A 19,549-nucleotide genomic window follows, 5' to 3' on the forward strand; every position below is an offset into this window, starting at 1 on the left:
ATTACTTTTAAGTACTGTTTAACAAAAGTTTATTTGCCATGACAAAAGTATTATCGACGCTTGTTGCTGTTTCCTTTGTTGTTTCCGCTTTTGTGTTTACAGAGAAATCTGAATCGAAGGTGGAGGTTGCCATAACCGAGTGGCAGGTCCCATGGGAGCAAAGCCGCCCCCGTGATCCGTATGTAGCCCCGGACGGCGATGTCTGGTTTGTGGGGCAACGGTCGCATTATGTGGCTGAGTTTGATCCCGATTCCGAAGAATTTCGCAAGTTCGATCTTGAGGACGGAGCCGGCCCGCATACAGTTATTGTGAGCCAGGATGGCACCCCGTGGTATGCCGGAAACCGGGCCAACCACATCGGCAGGATCAATCCCGAAAGCGGGGAGATAACGAAATTTATGATGCCGGAGGATAACAGTGCTCGCGATCCGCATACGATGGCCTTTAATCAGGAGGGGGATATCTGGTTTACTTCTCAGGGAGCAAATTCAGTAGGAAAGCTGGATGTAGAGACTGGTGAGCCACAGATCATCCCGGTGCCTACGCCCCGGGCCCGGCCCTATGGTCTTATCATGGATCATGACAGGCAGCGCCCCTGGATTTGTCTTTTTGGCACCAATAAGCTGGCTACGGTGGATCCGTCAACGATGGAACTCAGGGAAATTGCCCTGCCTGAGGAAAATGCCCGTCCTCGTCGGCTGGCACAAACATCCGATGGCATGATCTGGTATGGCGACTACGCCCGTGGGTATATCGGCCGGTATAACCCCGGAGACGGTTCATTCGAGGAGTGGAAGATGCCTTCAGGTGAGCAGTCGCGGCCCTATGCGGTGACCGTGGATGATCAGGATCGCATTTGGCTGGTGGAGACCGGAGTCTCTCCGAACATATTTGTGGGCTTTGATACGAACAGTAAAACATTTGTAGGTTCAACGCCCATAGAAAGCGGCGGAGGGACGGTCCGGCACATGGTATTCCACAAGCCGACCAACGCTGTCTGGTTTGGGACCGACACCAATTACCTGGGACGTGCCCAAATTCAGTAGCAGTGGTGGGAACAGGATCAACAGGTGGAATTGCATCAACTCCGGTATGCTTTGGTTCTATGGTTCTTGTTCACTGTTTTCTGGTTCATAACGTCAGCATCCACTGATGAAAATATTATATCTGCCACTTGTTACAATAGCTGCCGGCTTGTTGTTTAGTGCAGGTCAGTCAGCCACGAGGACGGCTTCTCCTGCTTATCCCGAGCATTTGACCGGGGCCTTTACGGGGGGATTCGGCGAACAGACCTGTCGGAGCTGCCATTTTGATTATGAGCTGAATCCCGCAGGGGGTCAACTATCGGTCACAGGTATTCCTGAAACCATCGACCGGGGCGAGAGGATCGAGATTCAGCTTCGCTTGACACGGGATCAGATGGGACGGGCAGGCTTCCAGCTGGCGGCGCGATATGAAGATGGTATCCAGGCAGGAAGTTTTGATATAAGTGAAAGTAATAGGATTATCTTGACCCCGTCTGCCCCCGACTCCCTGGAATATGTTCAGCATTCGAGTGCGGGAAGCAAGCCGCTGGGTGACGGCCGAACGAGCTGGACTGTGAACTGGAAGGCTCCTGAACGTATTACCGGGAATGTTGTTTTTAATGTAGTAGCCAACGCGGCGAATGGTGACCAATCCGAATTTGGTGACTTTATTTATGCCCGGGAAATAAGAGTGCAACCTCAGAAAGGGGCACGATAATTGTCTGAGAATGAGTAGGGCAGCAGGTGGCCCCAGAGTTATCTTTAACGAATGCTGTATCAAACGGGGGCTATACGGAATACCGGAACCAACATCTGCGGCAGGACATACTGAAAAAAGTACAATATTCCCTTGGAGCGGGCGGGTGCGTGCATATCCAAGATGGTTCAACTGTAAGTATTTCAACACTTTATTGGCATTATTCCCCGAAATGTTGTTTTATTATAGTTCATCTGACAATCAATGCGTTGCATAGGTCATCCTTCTTCCTAAAATGGGGATACAAAGAAGGGCCCTCAGCTTTTGAAGCACAACGTTTTAAAAAATGACACTTGCCTTATGTTAAAACGATTAAAATCTTCTACACTAAGTGAATTTGTTGATGTTAAAACCTCAGCCATGATCTTTCGTGTTCTGGTGGCTTTTTTCATGATTTACGGGCATGGTTTTGGGAAGGTGATGAATGTACTGGGAGGTAATTTTCAGTTCCTGGATCCCCTGGGTATCGGGCCGGCAGCTTCGCTTGTTCTCGCCGCTTTTGCCGAAGGAGTCTGTGCCTTTCTGGTACTTATCGGGTTCTGGACTCGTTTGGCGTCCCTTATCCTGGTGATTAACATGGCGGTAGCCATTTTCTTTCATCACATACCGTCGGGTGATGCCTTCGGAGGCTTTGAAACGGCCGCCCTGTACCTGGTCTCCTTTATTGTGATCTTTTTGCTGGGACCCGGTAAGGCAGCAGTAGACGGCGAAAGTTAAACACTTTGCCGTTAATAAAGATATAGAAAGAGAACGTTACGCATCGGACGACCGGATGGTCGTCCGATGAATAAATAACTGCGAGGGTCCTGCCTGAAAGCTTCAGTCCTTACTCGGTATGAGTGACTAATTTCCAGAGTTCTACCTTCACTTGGTCGCGGGTGGCATAGATCGTTTCAAAGAGTTCCGGAATATTTGCATTGGCCCCGATCGCCTGGTTTATGATTTCGTTGGTGAAGCCGTATTCAATATGCTCCAGCGCATCATAAAAATTGGCAGTAGCAAAATTGTACCCATACCCGACCCCGCCTGGCGTGAGGAGTGAATACACTTCCCATCCGGCCATAATGTCTTTATCCATCCGTTCGCTGTGGATGGGTTTGGCCACCTCGTCTTCCAGCATCAGGTAGTCCGGATTTTTATTGGGAGCCACATCCATGTAATCCATCGTCATGTAGGAACTGGGGTAATCATTGGTTGAGTCCAACAGGGCGTTCTGAACCTTCCAAAGCTCCGTTTTTACGATTGCTTCATGATTGGCTTCTATGCTGGAAATCGATGCAGAAGGAACGTATGGAGCCACCGATACCGATGAAAAGATTGATTCAAAGGCATCCAGATCAGTTGCAGAGACGATGCTGACAAAGTTGTAACTGCTGGTTTCGCCTCCCGGGTAACGCACATAATAGAGGCGCCAGTCGTTGAGCTCTTCTCCGTCGACCAGTTGCTGATAAACAGCTCTCAATTCATCATTGGCCTGATCCACAAAAGAAGCCAGCTGCTCAGGACCAACACGGATATAGTCTATTTTTTTATATTCGCCGGGGACGGGCTGTGAAAAAATAGACCCGGTTAGGATTAGGATGAGCAGGACGGGAAAAAAGATAAACTTTTTCATAAGCACCCTCCGGTATATATTGGAATGTATTATTAAATAACACATTTTTTCGGTAAAAAACACTCGAAAGTCCTATCTATGACAGGAAAGTGCTGGTTTTACCCATTTACACCGCAGGGTCGGGCTAATGCCTGTTCACGGATTCCCTATCGTCTATTGGTGTATGCGGCAGAATAATAATTATCCAATACCTTTGCGCAACATGGTGCCCCATTCCTTATTGCCTTTTATAAAATCGACCAGTCCCTTGAGCCGCCACCATGCATGGAGCTGACGGTAGCCCACATTCTCTAAAAGAGCGTATCCGGCCAGGATAAAGGTATCGAGAGGACGCTCATACCTGCGCGAGGTGAGCTCTTCCAAGAAAACGGCGCTGACAGAAAGTATCATGCCAAAGAGGACCGCAACGGTCATAAAAAGAAGGGCAAAGTGACCGTTTGTGATACCCATCCACCAGGACAGGGGGACAAGAATATATCCAGAGAATTCAATGACGGGAGAAAGCAGTTCAACAAAGACAAAAAACGGCATTGCAAAAAGTCCAATACGGCCGTATCGCGGATTGAACAGCATGTGCCTGTACCGAAACAGGCTGTCAGCGAGGCCCCGGTGCCAGCGGTTGCGCTGTTGCGCAAGGGAAGCCTTGTCTTCGGGTACTTCGGTCCAGCATACCGGTTCTGAAATGAAACGTATACGATAAGGGGTTTTTTGACTGCGGTAATATTCATGGAGGCGAACAACCAGGTTCCATGTCTTCGCCAACCGTATTGTGAAGGTATCCGCCCACCTTGATAACGGCCTTGCGATCAAAGAGGAGAGCTGTCAGGAGGTTTTGAAGGGACTCAACCGTGTTTTGATGATCAGGAGGATGAAAGTTCGACAGGCCCGGCATTGGGAAGGGCGTTATAGAGGATATAAGTACCCTGTTCATCTTCCCTGACTTCCACCTGCTGCTGGTCCTCGCCCTGCTGTACTACGGCAGATTCCCAGCCGGAGGGTACATAGGTTTTCAGAGTCAGCGGGTATTGGTAGAGCCGCGGGTCCAGCGAGTGCGTCAGCTCAATCGAGATCTGATCGCCGTCGTAGCTGCTGTTGACCTCCGCGTTCATACGCTCCCGGATATATTTGGTGACATCCCTGAATGTGCCCACCCACAGGTCATCTTTCCGTTCTCCGATGTAACCGTAATACTCCCGGAGCTCCTCCTCCGTCAGTGGTTCCCAGCCGATGCCCTCCACGCCGTGGAATACCAGGACAAGCCAGATGTTGTCATCTTCGAGGGAGGTATCCACCCACTGTTTCATAGTGTCCATCGGGGTGTCGGAGAGGGCGCCTCGCTGCCACTGTACATATTCCTCCTGAGGGTCCTGCGGGTTCTCGTCGCTGGACCGGTTCAGTTCGGCCAGCCAGGGGTGCGGCATGCGGTTGCGAAGGGCCGGGAACAGCTCATACGCATGGTCCATCACGCGTTCATCCTCGGTGCCATAGGGGCACTCGGCAGAAAAGGTATGTTCAACTCCCAGGTGGTTGCGAATGTCCTCACGGCTTTTTACCAGCTCATGGTGAATATTAGCGGAATCGAGCACCGCCAGGAACGGGTGCAGAATGGTGTGGCTGCCAATTTCGTGGCCCTGTTCGGTATAGGTCTGCAGCTTATCCCAAGTGATGCGCTCGGTGCCCGGTTCCCCGATCGCCATTACATTATAGAGGTCATATCCTTTCCCTTCGGCTTCCTCGAACTCCCCGTTCCGGATCTTGCGGTATCCTTCGTCAATAACCGTGTAGGCCTCTTCAACATCGCCCGATTCAAACAGGCGTCCTGCCCGGGTATGATACTCATAGGTGCCTTTGTAGCCCGAAAAGCGGATGGCCGAGGCGCGCTCAAAGAGGTTTTCCTCATTGGTCGGGGTTTCAGCAGTCTCAGTGATAATTTCTTCCACCGGGCGTCCCACAAATTCAGCCTCGTATTTTGATCCGGGTATGGCCCCGGTGAGCACATAGAAAGTACCCGGCATGTTATGTCGATTCAATAGGGGCAGAGCCACCCTGAACTGGTTAATAGAACTGTCATCGAAAGTGAGAGAGACGGCAGATTGTTTGCCGTCTTTCCATTTGGTGATTTCGGTTTGTCCCGTTGTATCATTCTGACAGGACAGGAAAGTGAGCATCAGCGGCAGCAGAAAAATGGCAAACATTCGGTGGTTGAACATAACGTATCCCTGTTTTTTTCGGTATTTGGCGTCGTTACCGTATAGAAGCTATAATATTCTGTCGAATATCAAAACTTTAAATGGGGTTGGGTTCTTTCAGGCCGGTATCAAGTCGGAAAAAGGATTGCTCAGTAGCCGGCTTTGATCACCAGACGCCGGATATCTTCTGGTGTGGCATCCTTCCCTGACCAATAATAGAACAGGATATCGCTGCCCGGCTCATAGCCGCCAATCTCAGAAAAGGGGATGAATTTGTTCTGGCGGGGAAGAATTTCATTCTCCGGGCTGGATACGGGCGCCCAGCTGATCTGGGCGGCATAATAACGACCTACGGCAAAATAACAAATGGGGTAACGCCGCTCGTTTGTCACCCGGATGCCGTCTTCTTCAACCTGTACATCGGCGGTATTTATGCCCGGTTCAGACGGATTTTCCGAGCAGGCGGTTAATAAACAGGCTGTGATGATCAGGCTGGTCGACAAGATCAACAGCCGTTGGATGGAACAGGATAATGTGGATGTTTGACTGGCACACATAGTGTTAAAATATAAGAGCAAAAGGGAGATTGGTACGGGGTGCTTGAATGATACACTGCCAAAAGGCCAGGCAACTATGATTTTTTATGTAAATATCTATGATCCGGGGACGCAGATATTCCGATGATACTTTCCGGTACATATTTTTGCAGTCTCCCATGAGTCGAAGCGCACAAATGTAATGCATCAGGCTTCATGCTCCTCTTTGGTCAGCTGCCCGTACAGTAGAATGTTTTACTGATCGAGCAGTTTGGAGACGTAACGATACTGCAAGGCAAGAACAAGACCTGTCAAAGCTGTTAGTCCCTGGGTAAAAGCGTACTGGTTGGGGCGGTTGCATATTGAATCAAATGGATAACCACCTAACAGGAACAAATAATCAGTCCAAATGCGACAGACCAATATATCCTGTTGGCTTTGTTTGTCTGTTCCCGTTCCTATGTCTGAAATTTGCCCTGTTTAAGCAGCTGGTTGTCTTTATAGACAAAGAACGGGGAGGTATTGTGGAACTGCTCTTCGAGAAACTCCCCAATGGTTTCCTGACTATCCATCGCATCTGACTGTTTGATTTACCCTGGAGAACCGGCTGCGAACCTGCGGTTGCCGGGGCTGAATGATAAACGCCCGGAAACAAGCATGCCGGAGCGCTGTTACTGCTCCCGGGTCTGCTTGGCTTCAGGGAGCGAGACATGGGTTTGCACCAGTACCCATTGCCCGTTTCTTTTTTCGAGCACCCCGGTAAATCGCGCATCAAGCCAGCGGTGCTCTCGGCCATTGGATTTTATGCGGGCGTCGAGAAGATGCGCATACCAGGCAACCTGGCCGGTGTCCGAGAGGTTAATCTGGAGATTCTTGATATCAGCGTCGTAGTATTCAAGTTCTTTGAACTGTTCCACGGTAGCTGTGCGAAGTACTTGCCATCCTTTCCATATTTCATCCCTGTCGGTTCCGATATGTACCATCTCCGTATCATGCGCGATGATGTTGTTCATCAGTTTAAACTCCTGTTTGTCCAGGGCGGTGAAGAACTGTTCAATGGTGGCTCTGATTTCATTTTTCATTTTGGAGATAGCAGGCATGGTTAGGTAGTATCTTCAGGGGTATTAGCGTCTACATGGTAAAGGATGCTTCCGTTGAATTAAGGTAGCAATATCCAAATAGACAGGTCAAGAAGCAAAGCTTCACGGAAGACCGGCTGCTTTTTAAGAAGATCAGCAGGTACAGCAGCAGTCCGCTTCGGTGGATCCCCTGCCGGCGGACGACGGTGGTGCGCTGGGCAGGCTGAAGTCTTCGTCGGTGAAGTGGTACTGTATGCGAATGGCGTTGGCAATAGCAATTAAGGCTACACCTACGTCGGCAAAGATCGCTTCCCACATGGTGGCCATGCCCAGGGTGGCCAGCACCATTACCAGTGCCTTGATGCCAAGGGCAAAGGCGATATTCTGCCAGATTACCTTGTGGGTAAAGCGGGCGATATCAATAGCAACGGGTATTTTGGAGGGTTGGTCGGTTTGAATGACCACATCGGCCGTTTCCACGGTAGCGTCGGAGCCGATGCCGCCCATGGCAATACCCACATCTGCGAGGGTGATGACGGGTGCGTCGTTGACACCGTCACCGATGAAGCCCACGGGATGATCAGCAGCCAGTGCCTGCTCAACACGAGCATACTTCTGGTCTGGCAGCAGGTCGCCGTGCGCCTGATCGAGTCCGAGCATCCCGGCCACATGATCAACTACCTTCTGGCTGTCGCCCGAGAGCATGGTGAGGGTGCCGATGCCGCGGTCGCGGAGGCCGCGGACGGCGTGGCCGCTGTCTGCCTTGACCTGATCCGCAATGCTGATGGTGCCGGCATGGAGACCATCGACCGCCACGTGAACCTGGGTATGCGGCGACTGAAGCTCGTTGGTATGGGCACGGATATTATGATCAGCCAGCAAGCTTCGGTTTCCCACCAGCACCTCCTTGTTGCCGATGGTGCCCCGCAGTCCTTTGCCGGAAATTTCCTGCTGTCGTGCTACGCTCTGCAGGGGCTGGCCGTTAGTATGCTGCAGGATTGCCCGGCCGATGGGGTGGCTCGAGTGCTGTTCCAGTGATGCCGCCAGCTGTACCAGTTCGTCCCGGTCGAAGCCGTTGATCGAATGTACCCCCTGTACTTCAAAGTTTCCCATGGTGAGCGTGCCGGTCTTATCCATAAACAGGGTATCCATCCTGCGTAGTCGGTCCAGGAAGTCGGAACCCTTGAACAGGATGCCATTGCGCGAGGCAGCTCCGATACCCCCGAAATAGCCGAGCGGGATAGAGATAACGAGTCCGCACGGGCAGGAAACCACCAGGAAGATCAGGGCACGGTAGAACCACTCGCGGAAGAGGTAGGTTTCAACGAAGAAGTAAGGGAGAAAGGTCAGGGCAGCGGCCAGCCAGACAACCGTGGGCGTATATACTTTGGCCAATTTTGTCATGAAGCGCTGGGTGGGGGCCTTGCGCTGGGTGGCCTCCTGTACCATGGTGAGAATTTTCGACAGCTTGGTATCCTCATAGCCATTGGTCACCTTGATCCGGACCGGTGACTGCAGATTGATAGACCCGGCCCAGATTTCCTCCCCTCGGCGTCGGCTCATAGGCCGCGACTCGCCGGTCAGTGCAGCAGTATTAAAGCTCGCTCGATCGTCGAGCAGTTCTCCATCCAGGGGCACCTTGTCCCCCGGCTTCACCCGGATGACGGCTCCCTGTTCCACCTTGGCGGGATGCACCTGCCTGATACCGTCCTCCCGCTCCACCGTGGCCACCTCGGGCTGCTGGTCCAGCAGCTCGCGGATGGAATGACGGGCGCGGTGGACGGCCCCGTGCTGGGCATACTCCCCGATCATGTAGAAAAGCATGACCGCCACGCCCTCGGCATACTCGCCGATGGCAAAAGCCCCGACGGTGGCGATGCCCATCAGCAGGAATTCACTGAAGATGGTGCCATCCCGAATGGATTTGAAGGCCTTTATCCAGACCGGCCCGCCCACCACCAGGTAGGAACCGGTATAAAGCGGCAGGTAGAGGTACTGCCGGTGGGGAAAAGCAACTGCAAATTCAATGATCAGGGCCCCGGCAAGCAGCAGGGCGCTGATCATGGCTTCTTTATACTTCTTGAAAAATGCGATAAGAACTTTTGTTGGTTAATCTTTGGCATCAAGATAGGAAGCCGGGGGGACCGGCTCTTATATCTTTATGTATATCTTGTGCAGAATTGTGTCAGAGCTGATCGATGGCCGTGCGCCTGTTTTCCTTGATCTCCTTGAAGTGGGAGGGCGCCAGGCCGGTCTCCTTCTTGAACTGCCGTGAAAAATGCTGCTGGCTGCTGTAATCGAGGGCATAGGCGATTTCGCTGAGCGTCTGTTCGCCGTAGACAATCAGTTCCTTGGCCCGTTCAATCTTCTGCAGGATAAAGTAGCGCTCGATGGACTTGCCCTCCACCCCTGAAAACAGCCTGCTGAGCTGCTGGTAATCTTTGTGGATATTATCGGATAGATAGTCGGAAAGGTTGCCCTCCAGCGGCTGTTCGGATCGCACCAGCTTGATGATGAGGTGCTTGATACGTTCTACGGTCTTGCTGCCCTCGTCGTTGATAATATCAAAGCCATTGTTGCGTACCACCGATAAGAGGCGCTGGTAGTCTTTTGGGCTGAGGTCCTCGGCCAGCTCAAGCTCGCCGAGATCAATGTTCTGTACCCGGAAGTCATTATCCTCGAGTTTCTGTTTCAGGACTTCCGCACAGTGGCTGCATACCATGTTTTTTATGAGGAAATGTTTGTTGGCGTCCATTGTTCATTCGTTGGATGAGAGAGAATCATCGAGCCTCGATTGTTCTAACTGAATTGTAGTGTGAGTAATTCCAAATTTATCATGCAGTTCGTGTTTTATGCGTTTGAGCAGGTCATCAGAAGCTTCCTCCGCCACTACCAAGTGTACCGAAAGTACATTTTCCGTGGTGCTCATGGCCCAGATATGCAGATCGTGTATGCTGCGTACATGCTGATGCGAGGAGAGGAACCGCTCCACTTCGAGGTAGTCGATGTTTTTGGGAACCGCATCCAGGGCCAGGTTGAGGGAATCAATAAAGAGCTGCCAGGTTCCGTAGAGAATAATAAGGAGTATGAGGAAGCTGGTCACCGGGTCGATCCAGTGGTAGCCGGTGGTATTAATAAGGAGTCCGGCTGCCACTACGCCCACGGAAACCCCCGCATCAGCTGCCATATGTAAAAAAGCTCCCTTGATATTCAGGTCTTTCTTCTGGCCTTTGATAAAGAGCAGGGCCGTCAGGGTGTTGATAACAATGCCGATGCTGGCAACAATAATCAGCTGGGTGCCGGGTACCTCCACCGGTTCGTACAGCTTGTTCCAGGCTTCCCAGCCGATGACCCCGGCGGCGCCAAACAGGAGCAGGGCATTAAGGATGGAGACCAGGATGGTACTGCGGCGCAGCCCATAGGTGTATTTTTGGGCCGGGCGTTTCTGGGCGATGCTCATGGCAAACCAGGCAAAGACCAGGCTCAGAACGTCACTGGCGTTGTGCCCGGCATCGGCGAGCAGCGCAGATGAATCGATTGCCAGGCCATAAAGAACTTCAATGATAACGTAGGCGATGTTCAGCCCGATGCCGATAGCAAACGCTTTTCCGTAGGTTTTTACATGCGAGGAGTGGTCGTGGCCCATGGAATAGTCATCGTTTGGAAATAGAAGAACAGATTAGCAGCCCGGATGATAGCAGGTTCCCGGGGTTTGGTTTGTGAGTTCTTTGTTTGTTATTATAAATCATCAATTTTTATTATTTAAACAAACGGATCGCTATCGTTTTTTGTAATATAGAAAAATTGCATCAGTTGCACCGCTAAGCAGTCAAAGATCATGCACTGCCTTCAAAGCCGGCGGCTGTAACAAAGCGGAGCCTTGATTCCCAAACTACAATCACTTAATTCTGAGTCCCCTGACTTATGTACACCGGATTTCTACATCTCCATTCCGGCATAGCCTATATTGTGCTTGCCGTCCTGATTTTCTCCTTTATTTATGTGTTGCTGAACTTCCTGAAAAAAAGGCCGTTTACGGATAAGTTGCGGAAGGCGTCGCTTGTGGGATTGATTGCCGCTCACCTGCAGCTGCTGATCGGGCTGGTGCTCTATTTTATTTCTCCAAAGGGGGTGTCTAATTTTTCCGGGGAGGCGATGGGCGATGCCATGTCACGGCTGTATATGCTGGAGCATCCGCTGACGATGATTATCGGCATCATCCTGATTACTATTGGCTATTCGAAGGCGAAATCGGGCACCAATGATGCCGCGCGCTATAAAAAGCTGCTAATCTATTATGGACTGGGAACCCTGTTTATCCTCATTCGTATTCCCTGGTCAGTCTGGCCATAGCACGCTGCCACAAGCCGATCCGTTGATTGCTGTTAATACCTTGACGCGACCTTGTTGTCGCGCCAAGGTGAATATGTATGAGTTGCTTTCTATCTAATTGAAGAGTCCGTTCCATTTTAACTCCACAAAGATGCTGCGGCCGGGATCGTTGAGCGGAAGCGTGGACCCCTGCAGGCTTCGGTTCAGGTGTTCGTGGTAGGTTACATCAAACAGGTTGTTAACGCCTGCCGATAAGCGTAACATGCTGAACAGCCGGGAGGTCAGCTTGAGGTTGGTCAGCAGATAGCCGTCGGTAGGCCGCTCGTCAAACGATTCGGCCACGCGCGTCTGCCCAGCCACGCCTCGCAGGTGGATCTGTGGAATGAGCCTGTCATCGAAGAGACGGTAATCCAGCTTGAGATTGGCCTCAAAAGCGGGAATCTGGGGCAAGTCCTCCTGCATGGAGAGGTTGCGGCCGATGGTGTAGGCTGATGAAAGTTCATAACCCAACCGGTTTTGCCCGTTGTTTTCAAGGGTCCATTCAAAACCGTAGAGGGCGGCCTCATCGATATTCTTAAACTGCTTGACGCCCGGGGCTCCCTCCTGCCTGGGCTGCAGATCGGTACGCAGTGCAGCGCTGATATAATCACGAACATAACTGTAAAACACAGAGGTTTTCACAGAGAGGGTGCGGCTGCTGTAATGGAGCAAGGCATCTATTTGATGGTTGGTTTCGGAGTTGAGCCGGGGATTGCCCACATATTCGTAGGGATCCATGCCAATGGACAGGTAGTTGACAAACAGCTCATCCATACCGGGGTAGCGTTCGGCGCGCCCCACCCAGAAGCCGGCCGACCAGCGGGACGACAACTCCCTGGTGAAACCGGCACTGGCACTCCAGCCGAGATGCTCCTGCTTCAGGTCGCCTAGCTGTTGTTTAAAATAGGCATCGGGATCGCTGGCATTGGAATAATAGTAATCGAAGCGGGAGGAGATCACAAAAGCCCAGTCACGGATGCTGGGTTGGTATTCAACAACTGTGCCCCATCGGTTGCGTTTACCACCCTGCCACACATTGTCGCGGATGCTGCTGCCGGCCATTTCGCCCATCTGGAAGGTGCGGTTGCGGAAGCCTTCCAGGGCACGAAAGGTGGCGTCTGTGCCTACGAACCAGCTTCCCGAAGCCGCCGGCAGCGTATAGGACAGATCATAGCCGTAGGTTTCAGTGGTAACATCTGTGACGGCTTCCACCATACGGGCCATTTTTCGTTCCAGGTTATCCATCTGGTGGTCAACATAGGAGCCGAAGAGGGAGGTCTCGAGACGCCCCTTTCGGAGGCTGGTGTTTAGGTAGGAAAGGGTGAGGTTGGTCGTATTGTCCTCCCGCATGTCCATCATCAGGGCCGGATACTCGGCATCGCGCACAAAACCCTGGCTGAAACGGGCCGAAAGGTTGCTGACATCGGTCAGGCGGGCGCTGGTCTCCACCGTATATTCCACATTGGACAGGCCGGCCCGTACATTATTTCCGGAACCGTCTTTATAGTCGTCGGTGGAAGTGAAGCTGCCGTGAATGTTGGTGGTCCAGTCCCCTCCCTCCTTTTCAATACCGCCGGCATAGCGTTGCCGGCCGATATTGCTCTCATAACCGATTGTCATATAGCTGTTGAATGTGGGACGCTGATAATAGTTGGGACGTTGAGACTTGAAATTAATAACTCCGCCGAACGAGGGTCCATGTTTGAGGGCGTAGGGCCCTTTCAATATCTCGATTTCCTCCACCTGTTCCATTTGGATGTGTGAGGTTGGCGGATCCATCCGGTTGGGACAGGCTCCCTGGGACTGCAGTACGCCATCCTGCTGGACAATCAGCTGATTTTTTTTGAATCCCCGCACTACGGGATCGACTCCGAAGCCGCCCCCCTTCCGGATACCGGAGATGTTGGGAGAATCCTTGAGAAAGGTCCCGGCGTCATGAGATGGATTGACCGAGGTCATGACATCCATATGCTGATCTGGCTGACGCCCCTGTTTCCGGGCGAGCACCGTCACGGGGCTCATGGCATGGGTTTTCTTGTTCAGATAGATTCGATGGGGCGTCCCCGATGCGGGTTCAGCCATTATTTGCAGTTTCAGGTCTCGGTAGCCTACATATGAGATATGAAGGGTCAGCTCCGCTTTTCCTGTTTTGAATTCAAACATCCCGTTCTTATCTGTGACAGTGGTTTGGCCTTCTTCCTGCCAGTGAATATGGGCACCGATAACCGGTTGTTCGGTGGTGCGGTCCAGGATTTTTCCTTCAAAAGATCGTTGCTGCGCCCGGAGGGTACCGGCAAGCACAGCTAATAGTAGTGATATTCCGATAGTAGATACTAGTAATTTCAATATACGCATGATGCATGAGATTTAAGTTCCAGTCCCCAGGCTGGGCCAAAAGAGCAGCGATATAGCATATTTCTGCCGCTTGGGGTCGGGAGATGATGATGAATGTTTAGATCCGGGTGGTCACGCGATCAGGCGGGGAGGGTGAAAAATTTCGCGTGTAAAGAGTGGAATAATTGTTTTGACGGTTTGAAACTGTATGCTCGCGCAGATCTTCATGGAAAGCCCGGTTGTGGATAGGAGCACTCCTTTTATTTGAGAGGCGGGAGCCATACCCATCGGTTGACCTCCGTGATGGGTACAATTGCATAGCGTAGTTGTGGCATTGTCGTCTGCTGAGGGGGCATGGTGGGTACACATGCAGTTTTTTTGGCCATCCACCGCACAAGATGAGGCCGGGTCCGAAAGATCGCAAAAGGCAGCGGTTTCCGTGTGAAGGTGCTTTTGCATGAGCGTTAATGCCGGTACGGCAACCTGGAATACCCATGCTGACAGGAGCAGGGTCAGAACAAAAGGCTGTATGTGTTTATACGGTTTAAGCACTAAAGCAAGTAAAAAAAGAGTAACTTGTCCGTAAAATAAAAAAATACCTTTTCATATGAAAAAGAATATCGAAGGTATTGATTTTTTCTGGTTTTATAGATCTGTTAACGGTCCTGAAAAATAAATCGTGTGCTAAAGATCAACGAATCCGTTCCGGTGGAGTGACTACCCGGCACTCCGCCGCATGGGTGTTCTCTTTTTGGTAGATAATAAGTCAGGAATAATAGCTCAGTGCCAGCTCTGCGATATCTGCTTGGTTATTATTGAACTGCTCAACGGTGCCTTGGGCAGCAGCGTCGCCATGATAGATCTTTCCGCCCTGGTAGGCCGTAAAAAGCAGGGTACCAAGCGATAGGATGGCCGCTATGGCCAAAATAGAAAGCAGGGTGTTCTTCCACCGCAGGTTGTGTGAGAGGGCAAACAGGCCTGCGAGACTCAACAGTCCGGTGACAACAGAAAACCAGAAGGCAATTTCAGCTGCTTCTTCATGATCATGAATAACCTGTGAGGAAGCAACACCGAGTTCTTCAACGATATCTTCCGCTGCTTCGCCGGTCTCCAGGGCAATGTAACTGCTGACGGCCGCCAGCAGGAACAGTACAAGTGCCATTTGCTGGATAGGCAGATTATGTTTGAATAGGCCCCACCCCAGGATCAGAAGGCCGAAAAGCATACTGAAAATGGGAATATGGTTAACAATGAGGTGTAGATAGTCGGCATCCATGATATCTCCTTTTTAGTTAGAATGTTTCTTTTTTTGTTTCCAGTTTTTTGTCTTTTTCCATCCAGTGATAGACGGTTGGCAGCACCAGGAGGGTAAGCAGGGTAGCAGTTATGAGCCCTCCGACTACGACCGAAGCCAATGGGCGCTGTACTTCGGAACCCGGACCGGTATTAAAGGCCATGGGGATAAATCCGAGACTGGCGACCAGGGCTGTCATAAGCACCGGCCGCAGTCGGTCACTGGCCCCTTGAATGACAGCTGTTTTAAGATCCCTGCCTTCCTTTCGCAAATCATTCAGGTGAGCCACCAAAACAATACCGTTCAGCACAGCTACCCCAAAAAGGGCAACGAAACCAATACTGGCTGATACGGAAAGGTACAGTCCGCGCAGCCAGAGGATAAATATTCCCCCGGACAGCGCCATTGGAAGGTTTAAAAATATGAGCAGGGTGAACCGGAGTTTTCCAAACATCAGGTAGAGCAGTCCGATGATTATCAAAAGTGAAATGGGAACCACCAGGTAGAGGTGATTCATGGCTCGCTGCTGATTTTCGAAAGTCCCGCCGTATTGGATAAAATATCCCGCAGGGATGCTGACCTGGTCGGCGATAGTGTTGCGCAGATTTGAAACATAGGTTCCCATGTCAATATCACGGATATTAATACCCAGCACGACCCGTCGCCAGCCGTTTTCACGGGCAATTTCGCGAGGCCCCTCTTCGGCGTGAATATCCGCTACTTCCTTAAGTGGTATATAGCCTCCATTGGGGAGTTGCAGAGGAACTTCCATGATGTCTTGAAAGCTGTTTCTGAGTTCCTCGGGTAATCGGACATTAATATTGAACCGCCGTTGACCCTCGAAAATTTGTCCAGCTTCACTGCCCCCGATGCCGGTTCCAATGACGTGCTGTACATGGTTGACATTTAACCCGTAGGAAGCCACCGCCTCGCGGTTGATGGCAATGTTGTAGTACGGCTGCCCGCTGCTTTGTTCAAGATAGAAGTTGTCTGTTCCTTCAATATTGTTGAGCATATTGGAAATGCGTTGTCCAACGACATTGAGGGTATCCATGTTTTCACCGAATATTTTTATGGCAATATCCGACTTAACCCCGCTGGTCAACTCATCCACCCGCATGGCAATGGGCTGGGTGATATTGTATGAGAGCCCCGGCTCAGTTTCCAGGTAGGGGCGAATATCATTGATGATATCTGCTTTGCTCATCCCGTCGCGCCACTTTTCAGGTGGATGCAATACGACCCAGACATCGGTCTGGTGCACACCCATCCAGTCGTTGGCCAGGTCAGACCGTCCAGTTTTGGGGACCACTGTTTTTATTTCAGGGATATTCCGGCTGAGCTTGCCGGCCAGCCAGTCTGCATTCTCAACGGATTCTTCCAGGGTCACCGAAGGCATCCGAACCTGCTCAATCAGGATGGATCCCTCATCCAGTTCCGGCAGGAATTCGGTGCCAAGCAAGGGAATGAGGGCTACCGAAAGGCCGAAAATCGTAACGGAAGTCGCAACGATGATCCCTTTTTTGTTCAGGCTTCTTTCTAGAAACCGTTCGTACCGTGGGCGCAGCCAGTTGATAACGTAGTTCTTGCGGATTTTAACGCCATTGCGAAATACGATGGCTGAGAGCGCGGGCACATAAACGAGCGCCAGAATCAGGGAACCCAGGACGGCCGTAGCCACCGTGATGGCCATGGGACGATAGAGGATGCCCTCCATTCCCGAGAAGGTCATGACAGGCACATAGACCATCAGGATAATGAGAACCCCAAAGAAGATGGGGCGCGCAACTTCGTGGGCCGCTTCGCGAATAATGAGCAGGCGGGATTTTTGAGATCGGTCATTATGTAACTTTTCCACAATGTTCTCGACCATTACCACCGAGCCATCCACGACCATACCAAAATCTATGGCCCCCAGGCTCATCAGGTTGGCCGCCAATCCCACTTGCTCCATGCCGATAAAGGCAAAAAGCATGGAAAGAGGGATGACGGAAGCTACAATGAGAGCCCCGGAAATTTCTCCCAGGAGGAGAAGAAGGACGGCGATGACAAAGAAGCCGCCTTCCACCAGGTTGGTGATGATGGTATCGGTGGTGCGATCCACAAGATCCGACTGATCATAAAATTTTTCAATATAGACGCCTTCGGGCAAGCTTTGGTTTACCTCGTCAATCTTGGCATCCATGTCATTGATGACCTCACGCCCGTTACCTCCTCTTAGCATCATGGCAATACCGGTTACCACTTCGCCCTTTCCATCCTGGGTAACGGCCCCCTGCCGCAGCTGTCGGCCGATGGAGACTGTGGCAATGTCTTTGACATAGACCGGCCTTCCTTCCAGCTCTTTGACAATGATATCCTCAATATCATTGATATTGCCAATTTGCCCGAACCCCCGTACAATATATTGTTCGCGATTGTGTTCAAGGTAATTGCCCCCCGAGACGCTATTGTTGTTTTCAATAGCATCGGTCAAATCCTTGAGTCCAATCCCGAAGTTCATGAGTTGATCCGGGTCAACGGTCACTTCATACTGTTTGACAAAGCCTCCAAAAGAGTTGATTTCAGTGACGCCCTTGACTGTTTTGAGCTGGGGGGCAATCAGCCAGTCCTGGATGGTCCGCAGTTCAGTAAGGGTATAAGTGTCGCCCCGCACCACATATTGCACAATTTCCCCCAGTGCTGTGGAGATAGGTCCCAGTTGTGGCGAGGAAACACCCTGGGGAAGCTGCCCGGTGATACCTTGAATACGTTGACTGACCAGCTGCCGGGCAAAATAGATATCTGTGCCTTCTTCAAATTCAACGGTTACAGCTGACAGGCCAAACTGGGAGATCGAGCGCACTTCTTTAACGTCTGGAAGACCATTCATGGAAGTTTCAATCGGATAGCTTACCAGCCGTTCAACGTCATATGGCGAATATTGACCGGCCTTGGTGATGACAAGCACTTGAACGGGTGTGACGTCCGGCTGGGAGTTGATGGGAATATTCGACAGTGCGAAAATACCACCGACCGCCATCAGAAGGGTGAGAGAGAGGGCAACAAATTTCTGTTTGAGACTGAAATCAATTAATCGAGATAACATGTGACGATATTGTGATGGTTAATCGGCAAATTGTTCAAACCGTTCCAATGCTTTCAGGCTGAAAACCTGGGTGACAGCTATTTTATCGCCCGGTTGCAGTCCGGATTCAATGATGGCGTATTCAGCTGTTGCACGCTTGATCCCTACCGGCCGTTTTTCATATTCCAATGGCGATCGTTCTACGAAAACCGTGGCATCGGATTCATCGAACTGGATGGCTGTCATTGGGATGCTGATTGTTCCCTCCTCGGCGCGGGCCGTATAGGTCATGCGTACATTCTGGCCGATGATGGGCCATCCATTTTGGGTTGCCACTATAGAATTCAGGACAATAGATTTATTTGTTTTATCCAGGGCCGGGTTTATTGAGGTGACCGTAGCTTCAATACGGGCGCCTGATGATACATCATCCCCGGCTCGCTCTGTAATAATTACACTGTTGCCTCTTTGCAGAAAGGGGGCGTCTGAGGCAGAAACAAACCCGCGGACCAGCACCTCTTTATTGTCAATAATGCTAAGCATTTCTTCGTATGCATTGACCGATTGCCCCAGTTCAATCATATGTTCATTGATCGTGCCTGTTATCGGAGCATGAATGGTTAAACGGGATTGAGGCTCTGATGTCTGTGGATCCCACTGCTCAATGGCCCGGTCTGAAATGCCGATGGCATGCAGGCGTGCATGTGATGCATTCTGCTTGGTCAGGGCCATTTGCAGATCTGCCTGGGCTCTCTGAAGCGTGCGTTCGGGACTAATTCGTTCTTCTGTTAATACTTTCAGGCGTTCCACCTGCTGCTGTTGGTAGGTGACTTCTGCGGTCACTTCAAGATAGTCAGCTACAAGGTTGGCAAATTCCAGGCTTTCAAGTTCAACGAGGGGCGCCCCTTTAGTAATTTGTTCCCCTTCGTGGGCATAAATAGTAGCGACCCGCCCGTTGATTGGGGCACTTACCAGCGACATGTGCTGGGGCGCGGCAAATACCTGACCGGGCGACTGAATGGTAAAGGAAACCTGCTGTGGTTCAATGGTCAGCGTCTGGATATTTAAGTCCCGGGCCTGCTGTTCTGAAAGGTGAACCGTCTTGGTGGCGGTTGAGGCGGTGACGGAAGGCGGGGTTCCGGGATCAACGGCAGCGTCGCCGTCCACGGAGTCTCCTCCGCAGCTCGAGAGTAAAAGGCCTGTCATCAGAAGAAGCAGGTTCCATCTTGCGGCAGGTCTCAAAATATAGGTTGAAAGAAGCGTCATAATAGAATCCTGTAAT

At 51.2% G+C, this 19,549-nt stretch carries 16 protein-coding genes; 4 read left to right on the forward strand and 12 right to left on the reverse strand.

Annotation, left to right across the window (positions count from 1 at the left end):
• Positions 1–38: 38 nt before the first annotated feature.
• The 3 genes from FN808_RS04610 (at position 39) to FN808_RS04620 (ending at position 2,499) form a co-directional block, all read left to right on the forward strand.
• Positions 39–1,046, forward strand: coding sequence for a Vgb family protein (locus FN808_RS04610; RefSeq protein WP_142713387.1), 1,008 nt, complete (start codon positions 39–41; stop codon positions 1,044–1,046).
• Positions 1,047–1,152: 106 nt separating this feature from the next.
• A complete protein-coding gene (locus tag FN808_RS04615; RefSeq protein WP_142713388.1) occupies positions 1,153–1,743 on the forward strand; it encodes a choice-of-anchor V domain-containing protein in 591 nt (196 codons plus the stop codon).
• 339 nt (positions 1,744–2,082) lie between these two features.
• Positions 2,083–2,499 (forward strand): DoxX family protein, encoded by a 417-nt coding sequence (locus FN808_RS04620; protein ID WP_142713389.1) that lies wholly within the window; start codon positions 2,083–2,085, stop codon positions 2,497–2,499.
• Positions 2,500–2,608: 109 nt separating this feature from the next.
• Here the strand turns inward: FN808_RS04620 and FN808_RS04625 are convergent, their stop codons facing one another.
• The 8 genes from FN808_RS04625 to FN808_RS04660 form a co-directional block, all read right to left on the reverse strand.
• Complete coding sequence (locus FN808_RS04625; protein WP_142713390.1) at positions 2,609–3,397, reverse strand: hypothetical protein; 789 nt, start codon at positions 3,395–3,397, stop codon at positions 2,609–2,611.
• Positions 3,398–3,577: 180 nt separating this feature from the next.
• Positions 3,578–4,159 (reverse strand): glycosyltransferase family 2 protein, encoded by a 582-nt coding sequence (locus FN808_RS04630; RefSeq protein ID WP_185958248.1) that lies wholly within the window; start codon positions 4,157–4,159, stop codon positions 3,578–3,580.
• Between the two features lie 98 nt (positions 4,160–4,257).
• Entirely contained in the window at positions 4,258–5,607 is a 1,350-nt protein-coding gene (locus tag FN808_RS04635) for a polysaccharide deacetylase family protein (protein WP_142713392.1), read from the reverse strand.
• A 128-nt stretch (positions 5,608–5,735) separates the two neighbouring features.
• Complete coding sequence (locus FN808_RS04640) at positions 5,736–6,089, reverse strand: hypothetical protein (RefSeq protein WP_185958249.1); 354 nt, start codon at positions 6,087–6,089, stop codon at positions 5,736–5,738.
• A gap of 704 nt (positions 6,090–6,793) precedes the next feature.
• Positions 6,794–7,222 (reverse strand): nuclear transport factor 2 family protein, encoded by a 429-nt coding sequence (locus tag FN808_RS04645; RefSeq protein WP_142713394.1) that lies wholly within the window; start codon positions 7,220–7,222, stop codon positions 6,794–6,796.
• 132 nt (positions 7,223–7,354) lie between these two features.
• Positions 7,355–9,265, reverse strand: coding sequence for a heavy metal translocating P-type ATPase (locus tag FN808_RS04650; protein WP_142713395.1), 1,911 nt, complete (start codon positions 9,263–9,265; stop codon positions 7,355–7,357).
• Between the two features lie 121 nt (positions 9,266–9,386).
• Positions 9,387–9,956 carry a helix-turn-helix domain-containing protein gene (locus FN808_RS04655; RefSeq protein WP_246068281.1) on the reverse strand — a complete coding sequence of 190 codons (570 nt, stop codon included), beginning with the start codon at positions 9,954–9,956 and terminating at the stop codon, positions 9,387–9,389.
• A 3-nt stretch (positions 9,957–9,959) separates the two neighbouring features.
• Positions 9,960–10,847: a cation diffusion facilitator family transporter gene (locus FN808_RS04660; protein ID WP_142713396.1), complete on the reverse strand. Its 888-nt coding sequence runs from the start codon at positions 10,845–10,847 to the stop codon at positions 9,960–9,962.
• A 278-nt stretch (positions 10,848–11,125) separates the two neighbouring features.
• On the opposite strand from FN808_RS04660, the gene FN808_RS04665 reads away from it, so the two are divergent.
• Positions 11,126–11,554 carry a hypothetical protein gene (locus FN808_RS04665; RefSeq protein ID WP_142713397.1) on the forward strand — a complete coding sequence of 143 codons (429 nt, stop codon included), beginning with the start codon at positions 11,126–11,128 and terminating at the stop codon, positions 11,552–11,554.
• Between the two features lie 93 nt (positions 11,555–11,647).
• Here the strand turns inward: FN808_RS04665 and FN808_RS04670 are convergent, their stop codons facing one another.
• The 4 genes from FN808_RS04670 to FN808_RS04685 all read right to left on the reverse strand — a co-directional run bounded on the left by FN808_RS04670 (position 11,648) and on the right by FN808_RS04685 (position 19,533).
• Entirely contained in the window at positions 11,648–13,927 is a 2,280-nt protein-coding gene (locus FN808_RS04670) for a TonB-dependent receptor (protein WP_142713398.1), read from the reverse strand.
• 745 nt (positions 13,928–14,672) lie between these two features.
• Positions 14,673–15,182, reverse strand: a complete 510-nt coding sequence (locus FN808_RS04675; protein WP_142713399.1) for a hypothetical protein — start codon at positions 15,180–15,182, stop codon at positions 14,673–14,675.
• A 16-nt stretch (positions 15,183–15,198) separates the two neighbouring features.
• A complete protein-coding gene (locus tag FN808_RS04680; RefSeq protein ID WP_142713400.1) occupies positions 15,199–18,288 on the reverse strand; it encodes an efflux RND transporter permease subunit in 3,090 nt (1,029 codons plus the stop codon).
• 18 nt (positions 18,289–18,306) lie between these two features.
• Positions 18,307–19,533 carry an efflux RND transporter periplasmic adaptor subunit gene (locus FN808_RS04685; protein ID WP_142713401.1) on the reverse strand — a complete coding sequence of 409 codons (1,227 nt, stop codon included), beginning with the start codon at positions 19,531–19,533 and terminating at the stop codon, positions 18,307–18,309.
• Between the last annotated feature and the right edge of the window lie 16 nt (positions 19,534–19,549).

It is taken from the genome of Fodinibius sediminis, assembly GCF_900182555.1.
Classification (GTDB): Bacteria; Bacteroidota; Rhodothermia; order Balneolales; family Balneolaceae; genus Fodinibius; species Fodinibius sediminis.

What these genes read in the sequence shown, in the direction of transcription:
- FN808_RS04610 (WP_142713387.1), top strand. Translation starts at nt 39, where the DNA reads ATGACAAAAGTATTATCGACGCTTGTTGCTGTTTCCTTTGTTGTTTCC.
- FN808_RS04615 (WP_142713388.1), top strand. Translation starts at nt 1,153, where the DNA reads ATGAAAATATTATATCTGCCACTTGTTACAATAGCTGCCGGCTTGTTG.
- FN808_RS04620 (WP_142713389.1), top strand. Translation starts at nt 2,083, where the DNA reads ATGTTAAAACGATTAAAATCTTCTACACTAAGTGAATTTGTTGATGTT.
- FN808_RS04625 (WP_142713390.1), bottom strand. Translation starts at nt 3,397, where the DNA reads ATGAAAAAGTTTATCTTTTTTCCCGTCCTGCTCATCCTAATCCTAACC.
- FN808_RS04635 (WP_142713392.1), bottom strand. Translation starts at nt 5,607, where the DNA reads ATGTTCAACCACCGAATGTTTGCCATTTTTCTGCTGCCGCTGATGCTC.
- FN808_RS04645 (WP_142713394.1), bottom strand. Translation starts at nt 7,222, where the DNA reads ATGCCTGCTATCTCCAAAATGAAAAATGAAATCAGAGCCACCATTGAA.
- FN808_RS04650 (WP_142713395.1), bottom strand. Translation starts at nt 9,265, where the DNA reads ATGATCAGCGCCCTGCTGCTTGCCGGGGCCCTGATCATTGAATTTGCA.
- FN808_RS04655 (WP_246068281.1), bottom strand. Translation starts at nt 9,956, where the DNA reads ATGGACGCCAACAAACATTTCCTCATAAAAAACATGGTATGCAGCCAC.
- FN808_RS04660 (WP_142713396.1), bottom strand. Translation starts at nt 10,847, where the DNA reads ATGGGCCACGACCACTCCTCGCATGTAAAAACCTACGGAAAAGCGTTT.
- FN808_RS04665 (WP_142713397.1), top strand. Translation starts at nt 11,126, where the DNA reads ATGTACACCGGATTTCTACATCTCCATTCCGGCATAGCCTATATTGTG.
- FN808_RS04670 (WP_142713398.1), bottom strand. Translation starts at nt 13,927, where the DNA reads ATGCGTATATTGAAATTACTAGTATCTACTATCGGAATATCACTACTA.
- FN808_RS04675 (WP_142713399.1), bottom strand. Translation starts at nt 15,182, where the DNA reads ATGGATGCCGACTATCTACACCTCATTGTTAACCATATTCCCATTTTC.
- FN808_RS04680 (WP_142713400.1), bottom strand. Translation starts at nt 18,288, where the DNA reads ATGTTATCTCGATTAATTGATTTCAGTCTCAAACAGAAATTTGTTGCC.
- FN808_RS04685 (WP_142713401.1), bottom strand. Translation starts at nt 19,533, where the DNA reads ATGACGCTTCTTTCAACCTATATTTTGAGACCTGCCGCAAGATGGAAC.